This is a genomic window from Stenotrophomonas sp. MH181796 (genome assembly GCF_009659995.1).
Classification (GTDB): Bacteria; Pseudomonadota; Gammaproteobacteria; order Xanthomonadales; family Xanthomonadaceae; genus Stenotrophomonas; species Stenotrophomonas riyadhensis.
Window position 1 is genome coordinate 539620 of sequence record NZ_RAHU01000001.1, and the last position, 24927, is coordinate 564546.

General features: G+C 66.6%; 20 protein-coding genes. 10 read left to right on the top strand and 10 right to left on the bottom strand.

All coding sequences use genetic code 11. The features are described from left to right. Positions 1–66: 66 nt before the first annotated feature. The 6 genes from D5301_RS02485 to D5301_RS02510 all read right to left on the bottom strand — a co-directional run bounded on the left by D5301_RS02485 (position 67) and on the right by D5301_RS02510 (position 4607). Complete coding sequence (locus D5301_RS02485) at positions 67–621, bottom strand: hypothetical protein (protein WP_228756297.1); 555 nt, start codon at positions 619–621, stop codon at positions 67–69. Between the two features lies 1 nt (position 622). After that, complete coding sequence (locus tag D5301_RS02490; RefSeq protein WP_134951482.1) at positions 623–853, bottom strand: hypothetical protein; 231 nt, start codon at positions 851–853, stop codon at positions 623–625. Between the two features lie 162 nt (positions 854–1015). Next, a complete protein-coding gene (locus tag D5301_RS02495) occupies positions 1016–1528 on the bottom strand; it encodes a hypothetical protein (RefSeq protein WP_032130280.1) in 513 nt (170 codons plus the stop codon). 45 nt (positions 1529–1573) lie between these two features. Continuing rightward, positions 1574–1867 (bottom strand): LysM peptidoglycan-binding domain-containing protein, encoded by a 294-nt coding sequence (locus tag D5301_RS02500; protein WP_005419771.1) that lies wholly within the window; start codon positions 1865–1867, stop codon positions 1574–1576. Positions 1868–2086: 219 nt separating this feature from the next. Next, the gene (gene queF / locus D5301_RS02505) at positions 2087–2905 is read right to left on the bottom strand and encodes an NADPH-dependent 7-cyano-7-deazaguanine reductase QueF (RefSeq protein ID WP_153854675.1); all 819 of its coding nucleotides are present in this window, start codon (positions 2903–2905) and stop codon (positions 2087–2089) included. Between the two features lie 382 nt (positions 2906–3287). Then, positions 3288–4607 (bottom strand): M20 family metallopeptidase, encoded by a 1320-nt coding sequence (locus D5301_RS02510; RefSeq protein WP_153854676.1) that lies wholly within the window; start codon positions 4605–4607, stop codon positions 3288–3290. Between the two features lie 186 nt (positions 4608–4793). Between D5301_RS02510 and D5301_RS02515 the strand changes: the two genes are divergently transcribed. From D5301_RS02515 to D5301_RS02560, 10 genes are all read left to right on the top strand, one after another. After that, on the top strand, positions 4794–6035 hold the full coding sequence (locus D5301_RS02515; RefSeq protein ID WP_153854677.1) for an efflux RND transporter periplasmic adaptor subunit: 1242 nt from the start codon (positions 4794–4796) through the stop codon (positions 6033–6035). Positions 6036–6109: 74 nt separating this feature from the next. Continuing rightward, positions 6110–9343 (top strand): efflux RND transporter permease subunit, encoded by a 3234-nt coding sequence (locus D5301_RS02520; RefSeq protein ID WP_149908984.1) that lies wholly within the window; start codon positions 6110–6112, stop codon positions 9341–9343. Between the two features lie 31 nt (positions 9344–9374). After that, the gene (locus D5301_RS02525) at positions 9375–12497 is read left to right on the top strand and encodes an efflux RND transporter permease subunit (protein ID WP_153854678.1); all 3123 of its coding nucleotides are present in this window, start codon (positions 9375–9377) and stop codon (positions 12495–12497) included. 337 nt (positions 12498–12834) lie between these two features. Then, on the top strand, positions 12835–14892 hold the full coding sequence (locus D5301_RS02530; RefSeq protein WP_153854679.1) for a TonB-dependent receptor: 2058 nt from the start codon (positions 12835–12837) through the stop codon (positions 14890–14892). 162 nt (positions 14893–15054) lie between these two features. Beyond that, entirely contained in the window at positions 15055–17232 is a 2178-nt protein-coding gene (gene yccS, locus D5301_RS02535) for a YccS family putative transporter (protein ID WP_032127180.1), read from the top strand. A gap of 141 nt (positions 17233–17373) precedes the next feature. Next, on the top strand, positions 17374–18168 hold the full coding sequence (locus D5301_RS02540; RefSeq protein ID WP_153854680.1) for an SDR family oxidoreductase: 795 nt from the start codon (positions 17374–17376) through the stop codon (positions 18166–18168). Positions 18169–18307: 139 nt separating this feature from the next. Continuing rightward, complete coding sequence (locus tag D5301_RS02545; RefSeq protein ID WP_153854681.1) at positions 18308–20197, top strand: MFS transporter; 1890 nt, start codon at positions 18308–18310, stop codon at positions 20195–20197. Positions 20198–20379: 182 nt separating this feature from the next. Beyond that, positions 20380–20667 carry a CD225/dispanin family protein gene (locus D5301_RS02550; RefSeq protein WP_005419784.1) on the top strand — a complete coding sequence of 96 codons (288 nt, stop codon included), beginning with the start codon at positions 20380–20382 and terminating at the stop codon, positions 20665–20667. A gap of 34 nt (positions 20668–20701) precedes the next feature. Next, on the top strand, positions 20702–20980 hold the full coding sequence (locus tag D5301_RS02555) for a CD225/dispanin family protein (RefSeq protein WP_032127177.1): 279 nt from the start codon (positions 20702–20704) through the stop codon (positions 20978–20980). 43 nt (positions 20981–21023) lie between these two features. Further along, on the top strand, positions 21024–21449 hold the full coding sequence (locus tag D5301_RS02560; RefSeq protein WP_006473646.1) for a DUF2752 domain-containing protein: 426 nt from the start codon (positions 21024–21026) through the stop codon (positions 21447–21449). A 501-nt stretch (positions 21450–21950) separates the two neighbouring features. Here D5301_RS02560 and ampE read toward each other — a convergent pair. From ampE to D5301_RS02580, 4 genes are all read right to left on the bottom strand, one after another. Next, positions 21951–22838, bottom strand: coding sequence for a regulatory signaling modulator protein AmpE (ampE, locus tag D5301_RS02565; protein WP_153854682.1), 888 nt, complete (start codon positions 22836–22838; stop codon positions 21951–21953). A gap of 134 nt (positions 22839–22972) precedes the next feature. After that, the gene (gene nudC, locus D5301_RS02570; RefSeq protein WP_153854683.1) at positions 22973–23878 is read right to left on the bottom strand and encodes an NAD(+) diphosphatase; all 906 of its coding nucleotides are present in this window, start codon (positions 23876–23878) and stop codon (positions 22973–22975) included. A 160-nt stretch (positions 23879–24038) separates the two neighbouring features. Then, complete coding sequence (erpA, locus tag D5301_RS02575) at positions 24039–24431, bottom strand: iron-sulfur cluster insertion protein ErpA (protein ID WP_005419789.1); 393 nt, start codon at positions 24429–24431, stop codon at positions 24039–24041. 31 nt (positions 24432–24462) lie between these two features. After that, complete coding sequence (locus D5301_RS02580) at positions 24463–24927, bottom strand: polymer-forming cytoskeletal protein (protein ID WP_099554096.1); 465 nt, start codon at positions 24925–24927, stop codon at positions 24463–24465.

A 24927-nucleotide genomic window follows, 5' to 3' on the forward strand; every position in this document is an offset into this window, starting at 1 on the left:
CGGCGGTACTGCACCACTGTGTTGCGCCGCTGGCTCGCTTCCGGTCTGGAAGCTGAGGCTTGATGGCTAATTCGACTTCCCGCTCGTTGAGGCACGCATGACCCACTCCGACAATCGCGGCCCCCACTCGGCATGCCTTGGACAGGTCAATGTCTGTGAGCGCTTGCTTTGCTGGAAGTTGCAGATGCGGAATCCCCCAACAACGGCGGCCAGGCTGGCGAGTTCATCAGCCGTCGCTGCAGAGCCTCGGATGTGCAGCGAACCGGCGCCAGACGATCCGGGCCGAACGTAGACGTCGTACCGGGTGGAACCTCCTTCCGCCCTTGCATACCCCGACACGACATATCCGCCGTCCGTGAAGCGCAGATCCGGCGTGCTTCCTGACGCAGGCTTTTCGGGGGCATCGCCCTCGTAGATCAAGGCGACTTCCCGATCATCGCTTCTGACGCGGTGCACGCCGAAGTCAACAGGTGCCTCGTAGGTCACGGACATGCCTGTTGGCACGCGCAGACAAGCGCCATATAGGAAGTGGTCGCAACTGTAGCTCCACAGGCTAGATTCCTGGGCCCACGAAGTGAGCAGGCACAAGAAAGCGAAGAAAACCAAAATGCGTGAAAGCATCTCAACGCTCCCGTTTTTGAACCGCCGAATCGCCTTCTACAATTCCACCGATGGTATGGCTGTCAACCACACCGGGAACCCTATTCATGATTCCGTCGCCACGTGCAGGATTGGGCAGCCCCGTCGTCTTGTCATAAAGATCATCCACACCGCCAAGATGTGACACTTCATGAGGAACAACACCCTTGTCAAATCTATCCAGGACATTGATCTCGCCCTTCTTTCCGCCCAACTCCGCGAAACTCCGTCCGCTGCGGTGGGAGGTTTCCCCGTTGACAAGCTTTATCTCATTACGGGCGGCCCGCGGAGTACTTCCGAGTATCGCCCAATAAAAAAGGACGCAGCCTCGCGGCTGCGTCCATCGTGAGCCCTGCCGGGAGAGAGTCGGCAGGACTTACTTGACCTCGAACTCCTGCGGCGTTCCGGCCGCCTTGCCATCGACGGTGACTTCGGCGCGGTACTTGCCGGCCGGCCAGCCCTTTGCATTCTTGAACGTGACGTTGGTGGTTTCCGCGCCACTGGTGTTCAGGGTGGCGTTCTGTTCGCCGGCCACCTGGCCGTCCTGGTAGGTCAGCTTCGCGCCAACAGTGACGTTGTTGGCAGCGCCGTCGGTCTTGACCGAGACGATGACGTCATCCTTCGGTGCGAACAATGCCGTCGTCGCAACCGACTTGTCGGCGGCTGCGGTCTTGCCGACGGTCACTGCCGAGACGCTGACTGCAGCGGCTTCGGCCATCGGCGGCGGTGCGCCGGTCATCGGTGCAGGTGCTGCCGGTTCGGCCGGCGCGGTCGCTGCCGGAGCGGCGTTGCTGTCGGTCGACTCTTCTTTCTTCTTGCAACCTACCAAGGCAACGCTGCCCAGCAGGGCGGCGATCAGGGCGGTCTGGAGCGGGGTGGTCTTGATCATTCGGGGTTCCTCCCAGGGATTGTCGGACGGCGTTCGATGGCCGGCTTACTTCGGCGGCAGCTTCAGGGTCTGGCCCGGGAAAATCTTGTCCGGGTCATCAAGCACATCGCGATTGGCTTCGAAGATCTTCTTCCAGGCGTTGGCATCGCCCAGATGCTGCTTGGCGATCTTCGACAGCGAGTCACCCTTCTGCACGGTATAGGTGCCGCCGCTGACAACGTCTGCGGTGCTGTCCACCGAGGCGCTGACGCCGGAGAAGTCCGCCTTCGGCACCTGCTCGGCGGTACTGTCGACACTGCCACTGACACCGGAGAAATCGGCTTTCTTCTCGGTACTCATCCACAACTCCCGTCTGCATGACTACGTGGTTCGCACGGTGCCATGGAGGTTGTTAAATGGGGATGGTGCAGATGTGAAGCCGCCCCCGGGGGCGGCTGAACAATCGGGAGAGCCGGTGCCCGGTAGTGCCGGCCGCTGGCCGGCTTGCGCTGGTCCTGGATGCGGGTTCCCTGCGGCTGCCGGCCAGCGGCCGGCACTACCCGTAACCGCCTGCGGCGGTTACTGCCGCAGTTCGCGGTAGGTCGCGGCCGGGGCAGCGATGCCGGGGCTGGCACGCCAGGGATTGATATCCAGGCCACCACGGCGGGTGTAGCGGGCCTCCACTTCCAGCCACTGCGGCTGGCAGCGGGCGGACACCTCGCTGAAGATCCGTTCAACGCACTGCTCGTGGAACTCGGCGTGCTCGCGGTAGCTGACCAGGTAGCGCAGCAGGCCCGCGCGGTCGATCTTCGGCCCACGGTAACGCAGGCTGACCGTGGCCCAGTCCGGCTGGCCGGTGACCGGGCAGTTGGACTTCAGCAGCGCCGAGACCAGGGTCTCCTCCACCACCTCGCCCGCATCGGCCGCGAGGAAGTCCGCCTGTGGCGGGCCGTAGCAGTCGATCTCCACGTCCAGCCCGTCGATGGATTCACCGAGCGGCGTCTCGCGCAGGCCCGGCAGGCCGAACTCGACCTGGACCGGCGCACCGGCGCAGGCCGACAGGTCCGCGATGATGCGCGCGCGCAGCGCTTCGGCAGTGTCGATGCGGGTACTGTTGAGGGAATTCAGGTACAGCTTGAACGACTTCGATTCGATCAGCCGCGGCGAGGTGCACGGCACCTGCACGGTGGCGACGGCGACCTGCGGCTTGCCACGCGGGTCGAGCCAGCTCAGCTCGAAGGCATGCCAGCGGTCATGGCCGACGAACGGCAGCGCGGCGTCATCGAGGCCGATCTCGGCGCGGGCACCGCTGCGGGGGATGGGAAACAGCAGGCCGGGATCGTACTGCGACGGGTAACTGACCTCGCGACCGAGGCTGGAATCCTGTGGGGTGTTCATGGGGGTCATTGTATCGCGCGGAGGGCGGGCCTTCGGCCCGGCCGGCCAACGGCGGAGCCCCTCCGTGGTGGTTTTGTTGGTTGGTGGTGGAAGGCGGTCTATCGGCTTGGCCGGGTGGGTAGGCGGGTCGGGGGACGCCGTAAACCCGTCCTTGGGGGCTTGGCCGCGGCATCCATGCCGCGGACACCCCCGCCCCGCCTACCCACCCGGCCCCTGACAGTTCCCTGCACGCGGCCACCACCACGGGAAAGATCAGAAAAATCAAAATCAAAAGCCAATCCTTCAGACATTCCGGATGTCTGCCCGTGTCGACCAAGGTCGACACCCACCAACAGCCGCGTGAACCTGTCGGGTGCAGGGCTGCAAGCCCTGCCGGAAACCCTCAGCCCGCAGGAGTGCCGGCACCGTTCAAGAAATCCAGGCTCACCTGCAGCAGCGCCCGCAACCCGACATCCAGCGCCTTCTCATCCAGCAGGAACTTCGGCGAATGGTTCGCCGGCGCCGTCGCCGGGTCGATGCCCACGCTGGTCGAACCCACGAAGAAGAACATCCCCGGCACCTCCTTCGCGTACAGCGAGAAATCCTCCGCGCCCATCTGCAGCGGCGGCTCGTACACGTTGTCCTTGCCCACCACCGCCTGCAGGCTCGGCAGCATCTTCGCGGTCAATGCCGGGTCGTTCACCGTGGCCGGGTTGCCTTCCGATTCGTAGATGTCGGTCACCGCCTTTGCCCCGTGCGCGGCGGCGGTGTGCTCGGCCACGTTGCGCAGGTCGGCGAAGATCTGCTGGCGCATGCCTTCATCAAAAGTACGGATGGTGCCGACCATTTCCACTTCATCGGGAATGATGTTGTAACGGATGCCACCGTTGATCGCGCCGAAGGTCAGCACCGCCGGCTGCTTCGACAGGTTGGCGCGGCGGCTGACGATGGTCTGCGCGGTGCCGACCAGATCGGCGGTGGCGACGATCGGATCAACACCGTTCCATGGCGCCGAACCGTGCGTCTGCCGCCCGATCACCTTGATGCCGAAACGATCCGAAGCCGCCATCAGCGGACCACCACGCACCGCGATCTGTCCTGCCTGCACGCTGGAAAACACATGCAGGCCGAATACGGCTTCCGGCTTGAAGTCGGCGAACAGCCCTTCCTTCAGCATCAGGGCAGCACCACCCTCTTCCGGCGGCGGTGCACCCTCTTCGGCAGGCTGGAAGATCAGCATCACCTGGCCCGGAAGGTCCTTCTTCATCGACACCAGTGCTTCGGCCACGCCCAGCAGGGTGGCGGTGTGCGCGTCATGGCCACAGGCATGCATCACGCCCACGGTCTGCCCGCGGTACTGGTCGGTGGCCTTGGAGGCGAACGGCAGGCCGGTCTGTTCGGTCACCGGCAACGCGTCCATGTCCGCACGCAGGGCGATCTTCGGCCCGGGCTTGCCGCCTTCGATGATCGCCACCACGCCGTGATGGGCGATGCCGGTCTTCGGCTTCAGGCCCATCGCACGCAGCCGCTTGGCGACCTCGGCCGAGGTGCGCGCCTCGCGGTTGGACAGTTCCGGATGCTGGTGGAAGTCGCGGCGCCATTCGACCACCTTGGCCTGCAACCGCTGCGCGGCAGCGGTCACCTCCGGGCGCTGCCCGTCCTGGGCATGGGCAAGGGCCGGCAGGGCCAGCAGCAGGGCGGACAGCAGCAGCGAACGGCGCATCACGATCTCCACGGCAAGGGGTTCCAACTGAATGTAGGGCAACACCGGCGCTACGGGAACCTCCCTGGCCGGATCCGGTCTTAGCGCCCGTCCCATCCGTCATGCAGGAAACGCGATGTGGCACAGGTATGCTTTGCGCATTGCCCCCGGGGTCCCGCCCGGTCCAGCCCTCTTGGAGTCCTCGTAATGTCACGTGTTTGGAAGATCGTGCTGCTGGTCGTGGCGGTACTGGTGCTGGCCGTGGTCGGCCTGCGCGTCGTCGGTGGGGGCAAGGACAAGGCTGGAAAACCCGCTGCGGGCGCGCGCCAGGGCGGCGAGGATCCGGATGCCGGCCCGGTGCCGGTCACCGTGGTCGACGCTACGCGCCAGGACGTGCCGGTGTATGCCAGCGCACTGGGCACGGTGACCGCGATGAACACCGTTACGGTCAGCCCGCAGGTCGGCGGCCAGCTGATGAGCCTGAATTTCCGCGAAGGCCAGGAAGTGAAGCAGGGTGATGTGCTGGCGGTGATCGATCCGCGCACCGCCCAGGCGAGTTACGACCAGGCCGCCGCGGCCAAGCGCCAGAACGAAGCGCTGCTGGCCACCGCGCGCTCCAACTACCAGCGCTCGAACGCGCCGGAGTATCGCCAGTACGTCGCCAAGACCGATCTGGATACACAGCGAAACCAAGTGGCACAGTACGAAAGCGCAGTCGCAGCGAACGAGGCCAGCATGCGCTCGGCGCAGGTGCAGCTGCAGTACACCAAGGTCACCGCACCGATCACCGGCATCGCCGGCATCCGCGCGGTCGATGCTGGCAACGTGGTCAATGCCGGCACCGCGCTGGTCACGCTGACCCAGATCCACCCGATCCACGTACTGTTCAACCTGCCCGAGCGCCAGCTTGGCGACGTGCGCCAGGCGCAGGCCGCCGGCGCGGTACCGGTGGCGGCGCTGGACCGCGCCGACTCGCACGTGCTGTCCGGTGACGGCAAGCTGGATGTGGTCGACAACCTGATCAGTGCCGACAGCGGCACGTTCAAGGCGCGCGCCCTGTTCGACAACACCGACAACGGTCTGTGGCCGGGTCAGTTCGTCAACGTGCGCATGCAGCTGCGCACGATTGCCGGCGGCGTGGTCATCCCCACCCAGGCGGTGCTGCGTGGCCCGGACGGCGAGTACGTCTACATCGTGCAGGGCGACAACACGGTAAAGATGCAGACCGTGCGCAGCGGCGTGGAAGTGGGCGACAGCCAGGTGCAGATCGCCGAAGGCCTGAAGGGCGGCGAGCGGGTGGTCAGTGAAGGCCAGTTCCGCCTGAAGCCGGGCAGCAAGGTCAACGCGCTGAAGCCGGGCGAGACCCCGGCCGCACCGACCGAGGCCGAGCTGAAGGCGGCCGAGCAGAAGAACGGCGGCGGTGGCCGTCGTGGCGGCGGCCCGCGCTGAGCGCAGGCTACCGACCTCCCTCGCGCCGGCAAGCCTGCCGGCGCCGACATTGAAGTGCCAGCAAGGATCAGTCCGTGGGCTTTTCGACGATCTTCATCCGCCGCCCCATCGCCACCTCGCTGCTGATGGCGGGCCTGTTGCTGCTGGGCATCCTCGGTTACCGCAAGCTGCCGGTGTCGGCGCTGCCGGAAATCGATGCGCCCAGCCTGGTGGTCACCACCCAGTACCCCGGCGCCAACGCCACCACCATGGCCTCGCTGGTCACCACGCCGCTGGAGCGCCAGTTCGGGCAGATCTCCGGGCTGGAGCTGATGACCTCCGACTCGTCGGCCGGGTTGTCCACGATCATCCTGCAGTTCTCGATGGACCGGAACATCGACATTGCCGCGCAGGACGTGCAGGCGGCGATCCGCCAGGCCACCCTGCCCTCGTCGCTGCCCTACCAGCCGGTCTACAACCGGGTGAATCCAGCCGACGCGGCCATCGTCACCCTGAAACTGACCTCTGACACGCGCCCGCTGCGCGACGTCAACAACTACGCCGACTCGATCCTGGCCCAGCGCCTGTCGCAGGTGCAGGGCGTGGGCCTGGTCTCGATCGCCGGCAACGTGCGCCCGGCCGTGCGCATCCAGGTCAATCCGGCCCAGCTGTCGAACATGGGCCTGACCCTGGAGCAGCTGCGCAGCGCGCTGACCCAGGCCAACGTCAACGCGCCGAAGGGTTCGCTGAACGGCAAGACCCAGTCCTACAGCATCGGTACCAACGACCAGCTCACCAGTGCCGCCGAGTACCGCGACACCATCATCAGCTACAAGAACGGACGTCCCGTGCGTTTGTCCGACGTGGCCGAAGTGGTTGATGGCGTGGAGAACGACCAGCTGGCCGCCTGGGCCGATGGCAAGCCGGCGGTGCTGCTGGAAGTGCGCCGCCAGCCCGGCGCCAACATCGTGCAGACCGTCGAGCGCATCCGCGCGATCCTGCCGCAGCTGCAGGGCGTGCTGCCAGCCGACGTGCACCTGGAGATCTTCAACGACCGTACCGAGACCATCCGCGCCTCGGTGCATGAGGTGCAGTTCACCCTGATCCTGACCATCGGCCTGGTGGTGGCGGTGATCTTCGTGTTCCTGCGCCGCCTGTGGGCCACGATCATTCCCTCGGTGGCGGTGCCGTTGTCGCTGGCCGGCACCTTCGCGGTGATGGCCTTTGCCGGCATGTCGCTGGACAACCTCTCGCTGATGGCGCTGGTGGTGGCCACTGGCTTCGTGGTCGACGATGCGATCGTGATGATCGAGAACATCGTGCGTTACATCGAGCAGGGCAAGAGTGGCAAGGAAGCGGCCGAAATCGGTGCGCGCCAGATCGGCTTCACCGTGCTGTCGCTGACCGTTTCGCTGGTGGCGGTGTTCCTGCCGCTGCTGCTGATGCCCGGCGTCACCGGCCGCCTGTTCCACGAGTTCGCGTGGGTGCTGAGCATCGCCGTGGTGCTGTCGATGCTGATCTCGCTGACGCTGACCCCGATGATGTGCGCCTACCTGCTCAAGCCCGACGCCTTGCCCGAAGGCGAGGACGCACATGAGCGTGCGGCGGCGGCCGGCAAGCAGAACCTGTGGACGCGCACCGTCGGCCTGTACGAGCGCAGTCTGGACTGGGTGCTGGACCACCAGCGCCTGACCCTGGCCGTGGCCGGCGGCGCACTGGTGCTGACCGTGCTGCTGTACGTGCTGATTCCCAAGGGCCTGCTGCCCGAACAGGACACCGGCCTGATCACCGGCGTGGTCCAGGCTGACCAGAACATCGCCTTCCCGCAGATGGAGCAGCGCACCAAGCAGGTGGCCGAAGCGCTGCGCCAGGACCCGGACGTGACCGGCGTGTCAGCCTTCATCGGCGCGGGCAGCATGAACCCCACGCTCAACCAGGGCCAGCTGTCGATCGTGCTGAAGGAACGCGGCGAGCGCGACGGCCTGGACAAGATCCTGCCGCGCCTGCAGAAGGCGGTGGCCGGTATTCCGGGCGTGGCCCTGTACCTGAAGCCGGTCCAGGACGTGACCCTGGATACCCGCGTGGCCGCCACCGAGTACCAGTACTCGCTGTCGGACGTCGATCCGGCGACCGTGGCCACCCAGGCCACACGCCTGACCGAAGCGCTGCGCAAGCGCCCGGAACTGACCGACGTCGACAACAACCTGTCCAACCAGGGCCGCGCGCTTGAACTGAACATCGACCGCGACAAGGCCAGCGTGCTGGGCGTGCCGATGCAGACCATCGACGACACCCTCTACGATGCGTTCGGCCAGCGCCAGATCTCGACCATCTTCACCGAACTCAACCAGTATCGGGTTGTGCTGGAAGTGGCGCCGGAGTTCCGCACCAGCACCGCGCTGATGGAACAGCTGGCCGTTGCCTCCAATGGTGCCGGTGCACTGACCGGCACCAACGCCACCAGTTTCGGCCAGGTCACCTCGTCGAACTCATCGACGGCTACCGGCATCGGCGCGCAGAACACCGGCATCACCGTCGGCGCGGGCAGCATCATTCCGCTGTCGGCCCTGGCCGAAGGCAAGGTCAGCAGTGCGCCGCTGGTGGTCAGCCATCAGCAGCAACTGCCGGCAGTGACGGTCTCGTTCAACGTGGCGCCGGGCTATTCGCTGTCCGAAGCCGTGCGTGCAATCCAGGAGACCAAGGACAGCCTGGACATGCCCACCCACCTGCATGCCGAGTTCATCGGCAAGGCTGCCGAATTCACCGGCAGCCAGACCGATGTGGTGTGGCTGCTGCTGGCCTCGCTGGTGGTGATCTACATCGTGCTGGGCGTGCTGTACGAGAGCTACATCCACCCGATCACGATCATCTCCACGCTGCCGCCGGCCGGTGTCGGTGCGCTGCTGGCGCTGATGCTGTGCGGGCTGAGCCTGTCGGTGGATGGCATCGTCGGCATCGTGCTGCTGATCGGCATCGTCAAGAAGAACGGCATCATGATGGTGGACTTCGCGATCGAGGCACGCCGCGCCGGCGCCAACGCGCACGAAGCGATCCGCCGCGCCTGCCTGCTGCGCTTCCGCCCGATCATGATGACCACCGCCGCGGCCATGCTCGGCGCGCTGCCGTTGGCACTGGGCACCGGCATCGGCTCGGAACTGCGCCGCCCGCTGGGCATCGCCATCGTCGGTGGCCTGCTGCTGTCGCAGCTGGTCACCCTGTACACCACGCCGGTGATCTACCTGTACATGGAGCGCTTCTCCGAATGGCTGGCCCGCCGCCGCGAGCAGCGCGCACTGCGCGACGGTTCGCTGCAGGAGCCGCAGGCATGATCCACGCCCCGCTGCTGCGGGGGGCCGCACGATGAACCTGTCCGGCCCCTTCATCCGCCGCCCGATCGGCACCGCGCTGCTGGCCATCGGCCTGTTCATGGTCGGCCTGATCTGCTACCTGCGGCTGGGCGTGTCGGCGCTGCCGAACATCGAGATCCCGGTGATCTTCGTGCACGCCAGTCAGTCCGGTGCCGATGCGGCAACCATGGCCTCCACGGTCACCGCGCCGCTGGAACGTCATCTCGGCCAGCTGCCGGGCATCGACCGCATGCGCTCGTCGAGCTCGGAAGGCAGCTCGCTGGTGTTCATGATCTTCCAGAGCGGCCACAACATCGATTCGGCGGCACTGGACGTACAGACCGCGATCAACTCGGCACAGGCCGACCTGCCTTCGGGCATGGGCTCGCCGATGTACCAGAAGGCGAACCCGAACGACGACCCGGTGATCGCCATCGCGCTCACCTCGCAGACGCAGTCGGCCGATGAGCTGTACAACGTCGCCGATTCGCTGCTGGCGCAGCGCATCCGCCAGATCAGCGGTGTTGCTTCGGTCGACATCGCCGGTGCCTCGACGCCGGCGGTGCGTGTGGACGTCAACCTGCGCCTGATGAACGCACTCGGCCTGACCGCCGATGACCTGCGCAACGCGGTGCGTGCGGCCAACGTGACCTCACCCACCGGCTTCCTCAGCGATGGCAACACCACCACCGCGATCATCGCCAACGATTCGGTCGCACGTGCTGCCGACTTCGCCGACCTGGTGGTCAAGACCCAGGGCGATGGCCGGGTGATCCGCCTGAAGGACATCGCCAACGTCTACGACGGCCAGCAGGACGCCTACCAGGCGGCGTGGTTCGACCACAAGCCGGCGGTGGTGATGTACGTGTTCACCCGCGCCGGCGCCAACATCGTGGAGACCGTGGACCGGGTCAAGGCACAGATCCCCGCGCTGCGCGACTACCTGCAGCCGGGCACCACGATGACACCGTACTTCGACCGTACGCCGACCATCCGCTCGTCGCTGCATGAAGTGCAGATCACTCTGCTGATCAGCCTGGCGATGGTGGTGCTGACCATGGCGCTGTTCCTGCGCCGGCTGGCACCCACGCTGATCGCCGCAGTGACCGTGCCGCTGTCGCTGGCCGGTGCCGCGCTGGTGATGTACGTGATGGGTTTCACCCTGAACAACCTGAGCCTGCTGGCGCTGGTGATCGCGATCGGCTTCGTGGTCGACGATGCGATCGTGGTGATCGAGAACATCATGCGCCACCTCGACGAAGGCATGCCGCGGATGCAGGCAGCGCTGACCGGCGCGCGCGAGATCGGCTTCACCATCGTCTCGATCACCGCCTCGCTGGTGGCGGTGTTCATCCCGCTGCTGTTCGCCAGCGGCATGATGGGCGCGTTCTTCCGCGAGTTCACCGTCACCCTGGTGGCGGCCATCGTGGTCTCGATGATCGTCTCGCTGACCCTGACCCCGGCGCTGTGCAGCCGCTTCCTCAGCGCCCACGACCACACGGCGCCGCCGTCGCGCTTCGGCCGTTGGCTGGATGCCGGCCACGAGCGCATGCTGCGCATCTACACCGTGTTCCTGGATTTCTCGCTGCGCCATGCGCTGCTGCTGTCGCTGACGCCGCTGCTGCTGATCGGTGCCACCGTCTTCCTGTTCGGCGCGGTGAAGAAGGGCGCGTTCCCGCCGCAGGACACCGGCCTGATCTGGGGCCGCGCCAACTCCAGCGCCACCGTTTCCTTCGAGGACATGGTCGCCCGCCAGCGCCGCATCACCGACATGCTGATGGCCGACCCGGCAGTGAAGACCGTGGGCGTGCGCCTGGGCAGCGGCCGCCAAGGCTCCAGTGCACAGTTCAACATCGAGCTGAAGTCGCGCAGCGACGGCCGTCGCGAAACCACCGCGCATGCGTTGGCGCGACTCAGTGCCAAGGCCGATCGCTACCCGGACCTGCAGCTGCGCCTGCGCGCGATCCAGGACCTGCCCAGCAACGATGGCGGCGGTTCCAGCCAGGGCGCGCAGTACCGCATTTCCCTGCAGGGCAACGACCTGGCCGCACTGCAGGAATGGCTACCCAAGCTGCAGGCGGAACTGAAGAAGAACCCGAAGCTGCGCGATGTCGGTACCGACGTGGACAACGCCGGCCTGCGCCAGAACATCCAGATCGACCGCGCCAAGGCCGCCCGCCTGGGCATCACGGTGGGTGCCATCGACGGCGCGCTGTACGGTGCGTTCGGCCAGCGCCAGATCTCCACCATCTATTCGGACATCAACCAGTACAGCGTGGTGGTGAACGCCCTGCCCTCGCAGACCGCCACGCCAGCGGCGCTGGATGAAGTGTACGTGCGGGCACGCAACGGCGACATGGTGCCGATCACCGCGGTGGCCACCCAGATGCCCGGCCTGGCACCGTCGCAGATCACCCACGAAAACCAGTACACGACGATGGACTTGAGCTACAACCTGGCTCCGAACGTGAGCATGGGTGAGGCCAAGGCGATCATCGACGCAACGGTGGCGGGCATGCGCATGCCCGGCGACATCCGCCTGGCCGACGATGCGGGCTTCGGCTTCAACTCCGATCCCAGCGACATGCTGATCCTGGTACTGGCGGCGATCCTGACCGTGTACCTGGTGCTGGGCATACTCTACGAGAGCCTGATCCACCCGGTCACCATCCTGTCCACGCTGCCGGCGGCGGGCGTCGGTGCGCTGCTGGCGTTGTTCGGCACCAACACCGAGCTGTCGGTGATCTCGATGATCGCGCTGGTGCTGCTGATCGGCATCGTCAAGAAGAACGCGATCATGATGATCGATTTCGCGCTGGTGGCGCAGCGCGAGCATGGGCTGGCACCGCGCGACGCCGCACGCGAGGCCAGCATCGTGCGCTTCCGCCCGATCATGATGACCACCATGGTGGCGATCCTGGCGGCCGTACCGCTGGCGATCGGCCTGGGCGAAGGGTCGGAGCTGCGCCGCCCGCTGGGCATCGCGATGATCGGCGGCCTGCTGTTCTCGCAGAGCCTGACCCTGCTCAGCACGCCGGCGCTGTACGTGATCTTCTCCTGCCTGGCCGAGCGCTGGCGCGCACGTCGCGCACGCAGGCGCGAAGCGAAGCTGCTCAAGCGCGCGCAACGGGCGTAGAAGGGCCCATCCACGCAGGGCGTGGATCTACTGGTAGCGCCGGCCGCTGGCCGGCGTTCTCCGTACAGCCAATCTGCCGGCCAGCGGCCGGCACTACCGTGGGAGCGGATGGTGGGTACGAACCGTGGGCACGGATGGTGGGTGCGGACCGTTGGTCCGCATACCTCCGGGTTTGACGCACGGTAACGAAAAGAGAACAATTCTCATCCAGCCATGGTCCTGCGCCCCTTCGCGGCGCCCCGCTGCCATCTCCGGCCAGCCTGCGTGATCCCAGCCACTGCCCCTTCCCCCACCCGTGGGCGGATGGCCTGTGGCCGTCCGTCGAGGACCACCATCGATGCTGCCTTCCCGTTCTCCCCGCCTGGCCCTGCTGGCCATCGCCCTGTCAGCCGCCTGCGCTGCCCATGCCGAAGCGCCGGCCGGCAGCCGTAACGCCACCGATCTGGATGCGGTGAAGGTCACCGCCGAACGCACCCATACCGACGCTGGCGCACTGGGCGACCGCGCCCTGCGCGACACTCCGTTCGCGATCACCGCTGTTGGCCGCGAGCAGATCGAGCAGCGCCAGGTGGTCTCGCTGGGCGAAGCCTTCCTGCTCGACCCTTCGGTCAGCACCCAGGTCAGCGCCTATGCCAGTGGCTGGAGCTCGCCCATCCGCAACCGCGGTCTGGAGCTGAACTACGACAGCTACCGGGTCAATGGCCTGCAGGTCTCTTCCTGGGGCACCGAATGGCCGCTGGAAGTGATGGAACAGGTCGATCTGCTGAAAGGCCCGGGCGGATTCCTGTATGGCTTCGGCACCCCCGGCGGCATCGTCAACTACATCACCAAGAAGCCGACGGACACGCCCACCTTCTCCGCCCAGCTGGGCTGGCGCGAACAAGGCATCGTCAGCGGCGGCATCGACGTTGGCGGCCGCTTCGGCAACGAGCAGATGTTCGGCTACCGCTTCAACGCCTTCCAGGAAAAAGGCGAGACCTTCAATGGCGGACACGTCGATCGCAAGGTGGGCGCACTGTCGCTGGACGCGCGCCTGAGCGATGCGCTCACCTGGACCTTCGACGGTGTGTTCCAGTCGCGCGACCTGCGCGAGGAATCGCCGCAGTACTACTTCCGTGGCCTGACCTCGTTGCCGCGGCCGATCGCCGGAGATACCGACAACAGCGTGCCCGGCACCTACTACGACACACGCTCCAGCCTGCTGTCGACCGGCTTGAACTGGCAGATCAACAGCGACTGGAAAGCCAGCCTGAGTTACGGCGTCACCACCTCGTGGAATGACGTCAACAAGATCTTCGCCTACATCGACGATCTCAACGGCGACTACGACGTCAACGTCTACGAACTGGGTGGCAAGAGCGAGTGGAAGCTGGCCCAGGCGATGCTGCAGGGCAGCTTCCGCACCGGCCCCCTTCAGCATCAGGTGGTGGCGGGCATCAGCCACCAGACCGGGCTGGGCTGGGACCGTCCCTACGAGTGGAACCTGATCGGGCGCGCCAACCTGTACCAGCGCCATGCCATCCGCCACGACGCCGTCGGTTCTCGGGTGATGACCCGCGGCGACGAGACGGTGCAGCAGGCGGTGTTCGCAAGCGATACGGTGAACCTCGGCGGCGGCTGGTCGGTGCTGGCGGGCTGGCGCTACAACGACTTCGAAACCAAGGGGCGATACCACACCTACCCGGTCACCCCGACCTACGCCGTGATGTTCAAGCCCAGCGAGGCGGTCACCCTTTACGCCAGCTACATCGAGTCGCTCGAAGCGGGCAGCCGCGTAGGCAACAGCTACATCAACGCCGGTGACGTGCTCGATCCCACCATCAGCAAGCAGTACGAGATCGGGGCCAAGGTCGAAGCGGCGCGTTGGAATGCGAACGTGGCCGCGTTCCGGCTGGAACGTGGTGCCAACATCGATGAGCTCACGCCGGCCGGCAAGCGCCTGGTGCAGGACGGCATCACGCTGTACGAAGGCATTGAAGCCAGTGCCGACCTGCACCTCAACGATGCACTGACCGTCGGCGGCGGCGTGACCTGGCTGGATCCGACCTACGACAAGCTGTCCCCGGGCAGTGCCGCACAGGAAGGCAACCGCACCGCCGGTGCTGCGCGCTGGAGCGGCGTACTGCACGCCACCTACCAGCTGCCGTGGGTAGACGGCTTGGAAACCTATGCCGCCGTGCGCTATTACGGCGGTGTCTGGTACGACGCCGACAACACCCTGAAGCTGCCTGACTACACGCTGGTGAATGCAGGCATCGGCTATCGCCTGCTGGCGTCCGGCCATCCGGTGACCCTGCGTGCCAGCGTCGAGAACCTGGCCAACCGGAAGTACTGGTCCAACGCCGGCGCCGGCCTGCCACGCACGTTCGCGGTGAGCGTGCGGTTCGACATGTAATGCCCGGCAAACCGGTAGTGCCGGCCGCCGGCCGGCTCCTCGCACCTCCGTCCGGGCGCATGAGAGCCGGCCAGCGGCCGGCACTACCGGGTATTCCCTCGCGGGCTGTCCCCTTCACCCCGTACCCGCAATAATGGTGGGAGACCCTTCCACCGAGCCTGCATGCCCGCCCGCGAATCCCGCCTCAGCCGCCTGTGGGCCCACGAAAAGGCCAGTTATGGCCTTCGGGTGTTCATCGCCCTGACCGCAGCGCTTGCCGTGTGCTGGCAGCTGGACGCGCTCACTGCCCTGCCCGGCGTGTTCCTCGGCATCATCGCCAGCGCCATCGCCGAGACCGATGACAACTGGTGGGGCCGTACCAAGGCGGTACTGCTGTCGCTGCTGTGCTTCTGCCTCGCCGCCGCCTCGGTGATCTGGCTGTTCCCCTGGCCGTGGATCTTCATCGGCGCGCTGGCGCTGTCCACCTTCGGGTTGACCCTGCTGGGTGCGCTCGGCGAGCGCTATGCGTCCATCGCCCAGGCCACGGTAACGCTGGCGATCTACACCATGATCGGGCTGGAGCAGCATGGCGCCAGCGACCTGCACAGCGCGCTGGACGCGGTCAGCCACCTGCTGGCCGGTGCGGTCTGGTACGGCCTGCTGTCGATCCTTTGGACCGCACTGTTCGCCAACCGTCCGGTACGCGAACGCGTGGCACGACTGTACGTTGAACTGGGCCGCTACCTGCAGTTGAAGGCAACACTGTTCGAGCCGGTGCGCGAGGCCGACCTGCAGCGTCGCCAGCTCGACCTGGCCGAACAGAACCGGCGCGTGGTTGGTGCATTGAATGAAGCCAAGACCGCGATCCTGGCCCGCTTCGGCCGTTCCGGGCGGCCCGGCGTGAACTCCGGCCTGTACCTGCGCCTCTATTACATGGCACAGGATTTCCACGAGCGCGCCAGCTCCTCGCACTACCCCTACGGTGCGCTGGTCGATGCCTTCTTCCACAGCGATGTGCTGTACCGCTGCCAGCGCCTGCTCGACCTGCAGGGGCAGGCCTGCGCACGGCTGGGCGAGGCGATCCGCCTGCGCCGTCCGTTCGTGTATGGCGAAAGCAACCAGCAGGCCGGGCGCGACCTGGCCGATGCGCTGGCCTACCTGCGCGACCAGCAGCGTCCGCAATGGCAGCGTCTGCTCGGATCGCTGGATCTGCTGGTGCACAACCTGCGCAGCATCGAGCGCCGCCTGCTGGATGCGGAGCGCTCCGAGGCCAGCCTGGACAACGTCGATACCCGCCTGCGCGACAGCAACCCGCACACCCTGCGCGAGATGGGCGTGCGCGTGCGCCAGCAGCTCACGCCCGGCTCGGTCCTGTTCCGCCACGGCCTGCGCATGGCATTGGCCCTGATCGCCGGCTTCGCGGCAATCCGCTTGTTCAATGCACAGAACGGCTCGTGGGTGCTGCTGACCATCGTGTTCGTGTGCCGCCCCAACTTCGGCGCGACCCGCCAGCGCCTTGCACAACGCATCGTCGGCACCGTGGCCGGCCTGGTGCTGACCTGGGCACTGCTGCAGCTGTTCCCACAGCTGCACGTACAGCTGCTGATCGCGCTGCTGTCGGCGCTGCTGTTCTTCTTCACCCGCACCGACCGCTACCTGGTGGCGTCGGCGGCAATCACGGTGATGGCCCTGACCTGCTTCAACCTGATCGGCGACGGCTTCGTGCTGATCGTGCCGCGCATGGTCGATACGCTGCTGGGTTGTGCAATCGCCGCCGCGGCCGCCTTCCTGATCCTGCCCGACTGGCAGGGCCGCCAGCTGCACCTTGTGCTGGCGCGCGTGCTGGACACCGCCGCGCGCTACCTGGATTCGGTACTGGGCCAGTACCGCAGCGGCATGCGTGACGATCTGGCCTACCGCATCGCCCGCCGCGACATGCACAACGCCGACGCCGCGCTGTCCACCGCGTTGTCGAACATGCTGCGTGAGCCCGGCCATGTGCGCCGCAATCTGGATGCCGGCTTCCACTTCCTGGCGCTGTCCAACACACTGCTCGGGCACCTGTCGGCCCTGGGTGCGCACCGCGACCAGGTGGACAGCTACGCCGGCGATCCGCTGGCGCTGGCTGCCGGTGAGCGCGTGCGCAAGGCGCTGCAGCAACTGGCGACGGCCCTGAGCGCTCGGCAGCCGGTCAGCGAGGACGACAACGACGCTGATCGCGCGGTGGCGGCCGAACTGGAACAGATCGACGAGGCGATGCCGCCGAAGCTGCAGCTGATCCGCACGCAGATGGCGCTGGTGCTGCGGATGCTGCCGAAGGTGCGGGCGGCGGCGAATGAGGCGGTGACCAGCCTGACCTGATCCCTCATCGCTGGTCGGACATTCCATCCACGCATGGCGTGGATCTACTGCACCGCGTGCAACCGTGTGTTGCGTATGGCGATGCGCCCCGATCACGTTCCCGCGCGGATACTGGGCGATCCCTGCTCCCCCGGATTCCCCATGAAGATTGAACTCTCCGGCCGTACCGCGCTGGTCACCGCCTCCACCGCCGGCATCGGCCTGGCGATTGCCCAGGGCCTGGCCAACGCGGGCGCGCGGATCATTCTCAACGGCCGCAGCACCGACAGCGTCGAACGCGCCCGCCAGCGCCTGCTCGCCGCCGTTCCGGGTGCCGACGTGCTCGGCGTGGCCGCCGACCTCTCCGATGCGGCCGGCGTCGACACGCTGCTGGCAGGCCTGCCCAAGGTCGACATCCTGGTCAACAACGCCGGCATTTTCGGCCCCGAGGACTTCTTCGAGACCGAAGACGCGACCTGGGAACGCTACTGGCAGACCAACGTGATGTCCGGCGTGCGCTTGTCGCGGGCACTGTTGCCGGCCATGGTCGATGCCGGCTGGGGTCGCGTACTGTTCATCTCATCCGAATCGGCACGCAACATTCCGGCCGACATGATCCACTACGGTGTCAGCAAGACCGCGCAGCTGTCGCTGTCGCGCGGCCTGGCCAAGCGCGTGGCCGGCAGCGGCGTCACCGTCAACGCGGTGTTGCCCGGCCCGACCATGTCCGACGGTTTCGCGGCGATGTTCGAAGATGAACGCCAGCGCAGCGGCAAGCCACTGGAGCAGATCGGCCGCGAGTTCGTGATGGCACACCGGCCGTCTTCGGTGATCCAGCGCACCGCCACGGTCGAGGAAGTGGCCAACATGGTGGTGTACCTGGCCTCGCCGCAGGCCTCGGCGACCTCCGGCGCAGCGCTGCGCGTGGATGGCGGCGTGGTCGACGATATCGTCTGAGACCTATCAAGGTGTGCGGACCAACGGTCCGCACCCACAGTTGTGGGGCTTCAGTAGATCCACGCCATGCGTGGATGCATCCCGCCATGGTCCCGGCGGATAGGCAGGAATGCTAGGCTGCGCCGGTCAAGGAGGCTCCATGTCCGGTCACAACCAGTTCGCCCTGCTGCGCCAGCGCCGTTTCCTGCCGTTCTTCGTCGTCCAGGCACTCGGAGCGTTCAACGACAACGTGTACCGGCAGGCGATCATCAGCATGTTGCTGTTCATGGCCGTACCGGAGGAAGAACTGGGGCTGTACGCCACGCTGGCACCGGCCATCTTCATCCTGCCGTACTTCCTGTTCTCGGCGCTGGCCGGGCAGATCGCCGACAAACTGGAAAAATCGCGGCTGATCGTGATCACCACCACCATGGAGATCGTGATCATGTCGCTGGCAGCCACCGGCTTCCTCACTCAGAGCCTGCCGGTGCTGCTGGTCGCCCTGTTCTGCACCGGCATGCAGTCGACCCTGTTCGGCCCAGTGAAGTACTCGGTGCTGCCGTCGGTGCTCAAGCCCGAAGAGCTGACCGGTGGCAACGGCCTGGTTGAAATGGGCACCTCGATGTCGATCCTGTCCGGCATGATCGTCGGCGGCCTGGTGTTCACCGTCGCCGGCAGCCACGGTACGGTGGTGGCGGCCTGCGCGATCATCGGCCTGGCGATCTGCGGCAACATCGCCGCGCGCCTGATTCCCAGGGTCGATGCCGGCGACCCGAACCTGAAGATCAACTGGAACCCGCTGCCCGAATCACTGGCGGTGCTGCGCATGGCGCGCCAGCAGAAGGCGGTGCGCAATTCAATCCTGGGCGTGTCCTGGTTCTGGTTCGTCGGCACCGTGCTGACCTCGCAGCTGCCGGCCTATGCCGTGACCAACCTCGGCGGTGAGCCGACCCTGTATATCTTTGCGCTGGCCCTGTTCTCGGTCGGCACCGGCGTTGGCTCGTTGCTGTGCGAGAAGCTGTCGGCACGCACGGTGGAAATCGGCCTGGTGCCGCTGGGTGCGTTCGGCATGACCGCGTTCCTGCTCGACCTGTATTTCGCCCGCAGTGGCGAAGCGACCGTGCACGGACTGACCATCGGGACGTTCCTGCAGCAGCCGGGCAGCATCCGCATCGTCATCGACCTGATCGGCATCGGCCTGTTCACCGGCATCTTCGTGGTGCCGCTGTTCGCGCTGATCCAGAGCCGCACGCCGAAGGCGCAGATGTCGCGCGTGTTTGCGGCGCTGAACATCCAGAACTCCGGCTTCATCGTCGGCGCAGCCCTGCTGTCGCTGGCCGCGCACAAGCTGCTGCACTGGACCATCCCGCAGCAGTTCCTGGCGCTGGCCATCGCCAACGCACTGGTGGCGATCTACATCTTCACCATCGTCCCCGAATTCCTGATGCGCTTCCTCAGCTGGCTGATGGTGCGCACCCTGTACCGCCTGCGCCCGCACGGCATCGAGGCCAACGTGCCCGACGAGGGCGCCGCGCTGCTGGTCTGCAACCATGTCAGCTACATGGACGCACTGATCCTGTCGGCGACGATCCCGCGCCCGGTGCGCTTCGTCATGTACTACAAGATCTTCAACATCCCGGTGATGCGCTGGATCTTCCGGACCGCCAAGGCGATCCCGATCGCCGGTGCGCGCGAAGACCCGGCGCTGATGCAGCGCGCGTTCGATGACATCGACGCTGCGCTGGCCGAAGGCGAGCTGGTCTGCATCTTCCCGGAAGGCGCGCTGACCAAGGATGGCGCGATGGCACCGTTCAAGTCCGGCGTCGAGAAGATCCTCGAACGGCGGCCGGTGCCGGTGGTGCCGATGGCGCTGCGCGGCATGTGGTCGAGCATGTGGAGCCGGCGCGACAGCCGCCTGGGCCGCATGCGCGTGCCGCGCCGTTTCCGCGCCACCGTCGAGGTGGTGGCGGCAGCGGCCGTGGATGGCCACAGCACCAGCGCACCGGTGCTGGAGGCCCAGGTGCGGGCCCTGCGCGGCGATCACGCCTGACGAGATGGGCCCGCCGAGCGGGCCCAGCGGACTCCCCCACATACGTCATCGTCCAGTGGTGTACGCGACATGTCGTGACTGTAAACGCATACATGCAACGCAGGTTGCGGTAGATTACGCACCCACAGGGGGGAGGTCCGGCCGATTCATCATGGCCGGCCACCAAGGAATGGAGTCTCGCTTTGAATCAACCACCACCGCTCAGCCGTCCGGTCTACATCCCCAACCATCTGGTCTGGGCGATCCTGACGACGCTGTTCTGCTGCCTGCCGTTGGGCGTGGTGTCGATCGTCTATGCCTCCCAGGTCGATGGCCGCCGCGCGGCCGGCGACCTGCCGGGGGCCTACAGTGCGTCGCGCAAGGCGGGCTGGTGGGCGGTGGCTTCGGCCGTGGCCCTGCCGGTCCTGTTGCTGTTGTGGTTCGGGCTGTTCGGCGGCTTGGCCGTACTGGGCGCTCTTTCCGACCAATGATTCACCACCACCACCCATCAAGGAGCTTGAACCCATGAATACTGCTACTCCGCAGGTCCCGAACAACCTGGTCTGGGCGATCCTGACCACCCTGTTCTGCTGCCTGCCGGCCGGCATCGTGTCGATCGTCTACGCCGCCCAGGTCAACGGCAAGCTGGCGGCCGGCGACATCGCCGGCGCCCAGGACTCCGCCGCCAAGGCCAAGAAGTGGGCCATGTGGTCGGCCATCGCCTGGGTCGTGCTGGTCGTGCTGTACGTGCTGTTCTTCGTTGTGCTCGGCGGCATGGGCGCGATGAGCAACGGCAACTACTGATACGCCTGGACGGATCCGGCGCCTGCGCCGGATCCGTTGTTGCATGTCCGCGCTTCCCGCTCGTTCCCGACTCGCCCGCTGGGCACCGCTGCTGGTTTCCGCCGGCCTGGCCGTGGGTGCCACGGTGGTGCTGCGCAACGTCAATCCGTATGTCGCCGGCAATCCCCTGCCGAGCTGCCCGCTGTACGCGCTGACCGGCCTGTACTGCCCGGGCTGTGGCAGCACGCGCTGCCTGTATTCCCTGGTCCACTTCGACCTGCCCGGCGCGATGGCGATGAACCCGCTGCTGGTCATCAGCCTGCCGTTCCTGTTGTTGATGCTGCTGAACATCGCCGGCATCCGCCCGCGTGTGCTCGACCCGCTGATGCGGGTGCTGGCCAATCCCGTGTTCTGGCTCTGGGTGCTGCCCGGGTATGCGCTGCTGCGCAACCTGCCGTGGGCACCGTTCACTGCACTGGCACCGATCTAGGTTTCCAGCCAACGGCGCAGCCCCTCGTGGTGGGCGGCGTTTGTCGATCATGGGGTTGGCCGGGCGGGATGGGTTTGCGGGGGACGCCGTGAATCCGTCCGTGGAGGCTTGGCCGCGGCATCCATGCCGCGGACACCCCCGCAAACCCATCCCGCCCGGCCACGGACAGTTTCCGTGTGCGTCCACCACGGAAAAGAAAGAGAAGATCAAAAGCGGAAGCGGAAGCGGATCGCTTCGCTCTGCATCCACGCATGGCGTGGATCTACCGTGTCGACCAAGGTCGACACCTACCAACAGCCGCGGGAATCTGTCGAAGGCGGGGTGGGTCGGATGGCGGGGGTGTGAGCCGCATGGATGCGGCGACCAAGCCTCCACGGACGGATTCACGGCGTCCCCCGCCATCCGACCCACCCCGCCAACCCGCAGCAATCCTGCCGTTGCTGTTGCTGTTGCTGTTGCTGTTGCTTCTGCAGGTGCAGGGCTGCAAGCCCTGCAAAGCAACTACGTCACCCAGCCTGCAATCACCAGCAGGGCGAGGATCGCCAGCCACAGCAGCAGCATCCGCCACACCAGGCTCATCGCATCACGCAGGTCCGGCAGCCGCTGCCACACCGGCAACAATCCCGCCTCGGTGTAATCGTGCGCATCCTCGCGTAGCTCGGCATTGACGCTGGCCCGCGCCACCGCGCCGAGGAAGCCGATGTTGCCGGCCAGGCGCTCGCCGTGGGCCTGGCGCCAGGCCTTCCACGCCGTATCGAAGTTGCCCACCAGCGCCATCGAAAACGCCATCAGCTGTGCCACCGGCCACTCGATCCAGCCCAGCAGGCGCTGCGCCAGCGCCAGCGGCTCCACCGGCACGCGGGCGCGCATCGGGCTTTCCGCCATCAACGCCAATAGCCGGTAACCCAGCGCACCGGCCGGGCCCAGCAGCAGGAACCAGAACAGCACCGCGAACCAGCGCCGCAAGGCGTTGAGCACGGTTGCCTCGACCAGTGACGGAATGTCCTCGCGCAGGCTGCCACCGGCCACCTGCAGGTTACGTACCGCGGCCTGGCGCGTCGCCGCGTCATCGGCATCGATGATCGCTTCGATATCGCGGTCCAGATCGCGCGGGCCCCAGCACCACGCCAGTACCGCCACGCCCAGCAGCAGCGACGGCAGGCCGAACAGCACCCCGCGCAGCAGCCACGCCAGCAGCGCCATCAGCAACAGCGGCGGCAGCAGTGCCAGGGCAACGCCGGCCGGTCCCTGCCAGGCCTTGCCACCGCGCGCGTCCAGCCAGCCCAGCCAACGCCGGAAGCCGTCGAAACGGCGCAGCGAGGCGGCAGCGGCCGGGGCAACATGGCCCAGGGCCAGTGCCACCAGCACGGCGGCCAGAGTGGTGAACATGGCAGGTCTCCCTACGAAACAGAACGCTCGGCGTCGCTACCTTACCTGTCGCAGCGGCGCCCTCAGCGGTGAACCGGACTGTAACCCGGGCCGTGTTCAGGTGGCGGCAATACAGGCGCCACCGTCAGCCCCGCTCAGCCCTTCTGCTGCCGGTACCAGTGTTCGATCAGGCCGCGCGAAATCGAGATCGGCGGCGACAGGCGGATGCCCTGGCCATCGTCCTCCACATCGCGTGCCAGTGCCGCGCCGACCTCGTCGGCACTGAACCAGCGCGCATCTTCCAGCTCGCCATCCACGGTCGGCAGGTCATCCTGCGCCTGTGCACGGAAACCGATCATCAGCGCGCCCGGGAACGGCCACGGCTGCGAACCGAGGTACTGGCAGGCGGTCACCCGTACCTTGCTCTCCTCGTGCACTTCACGCACCACGGTCTGCTCGAAGGTCTCGCCGGGTTCGACGAAGCCGGCCAGCACCGAGTAACGCCGCGGTGCCCAGTTCGACTGCCGGCCCAGCAGCAACCGGCCCTGGTTTTCCACGGCGACGATCACGGCAGGATCGACCCGCGGATAGTGCTCGGTGGAACACTGCACACAACGGCCGACGAAGCCGCCACGGGCAAACGCCACAGCACCACCGCACACGCCGCAGAAGCGGGTGCGCGAATGCCAGTAGGACATGCCGCGGGCATAGCTGAAGGCGGTCGCATCGGCCATCGACCACAGCAGTGCGGCCTGGCGCAGGTCGAGTCGGCGCGGCGCGGTGACGGTAACGTTGGCGGCTTCGACCGAGAACCAGGCCTGCTCGCCACGCAGGCCGAGGAAGATCGCGGCACCGGGGCCACCGCCGATGTCGGCGCCGCTCAGCGCCAGTGGCTGATCGTCATCGCCAGTGAAGGCGCTGCCGTCCTGATCGAGCACGAGAATGCGCGCGCCCGGCCACAGGCGCGCCAGTGCATCGGCATCTTCGCGCAGGGCATCGGCGCGCTCCAGCGGTTCGCCAACGAAGGCGAAACCGGAAAGCGGCGAAGGAGTATTGGGCATCCGGCAAGCGTGCCGCCAATCGATGCGGGAGGCAAGGTCGGCGCTGTGCGCAATCTGCTGATGTGGGCGTGGAGGCACGGAACATCCACGCATGGCGTGGATCTACTGATCCGCTCTGGTAGGTGCCAACCTTGGTTGGCACATCCCGGCCACAGGGTTCTTACATGCTGAAGCTGCTGCCGCAGCCGCAGGTGGTCTTCGCATTCGGGTTGCGGATCACGAACTGGGCACCGGTCAGGCTCTCGGTGTAGTCCACCTCGGCGCCCATCAGGTACTGCAGGCTCAACGGGTCGACCAGCAGGGTCACCCCGCTGGTCTGCACCGCCAGGTCATCCTCGGCACGGTTCTCGTCGAACTCGAACCCGTACTGGAAGCCCGAACAGCCACCGCCTTCGATGTACACGCGCAGGGCCAGGTCGGGGTTGCCCTCTTCCTGGATCAGGGATTTGACCTTGGCGGCCGCCGACTCGGTGAAGTTCAGCGGGCGCTCCAGCGACTGGTAATCGGGCGCGGCAACCGGGGTGGCGCCGGGCAGGGAGACTAGCGTGCTCATGCCGTCAGCATGGGGGTGCCGGCGATGGCTTTCAAGCCATCGCCTCGGCCAGCTTGCGGCGTGCGGCGGTGTCGCCCTTGCCACCATTGGCGTCGTCGCCTTCCGGGGCCGGCAGGGCCGCCATCGGGGCGCTGGCATGGATCAGGCGGCCGTTCAGCTGGGCGCCCGCATTCATCTCCACCACCTGGTAGTGGACGTTGCCATTGACCCGTGCGCTCGGGGTCAGCTCGACCTTCTCGGTGGCGTGCACGTCGCCGTCCAGACGGCCACTGATGACCACCACCTGGGCGCGGATCTCGCCCTCGATCACGCCATGCTCGGCGACCGTCAGGGTCGCGCCACTGGCGCCTTCGGCGGCGATCACCTTGCCATGGATGCGACCTTCCACATACAGGCCCCCACTGAATTCCACATCACCACGGATCACCACCTGGTTGCCGATCAGGGCATCCACCACCAGCTGGCCTTCACGGTTGGATTTGCTGCTTCCGAACAT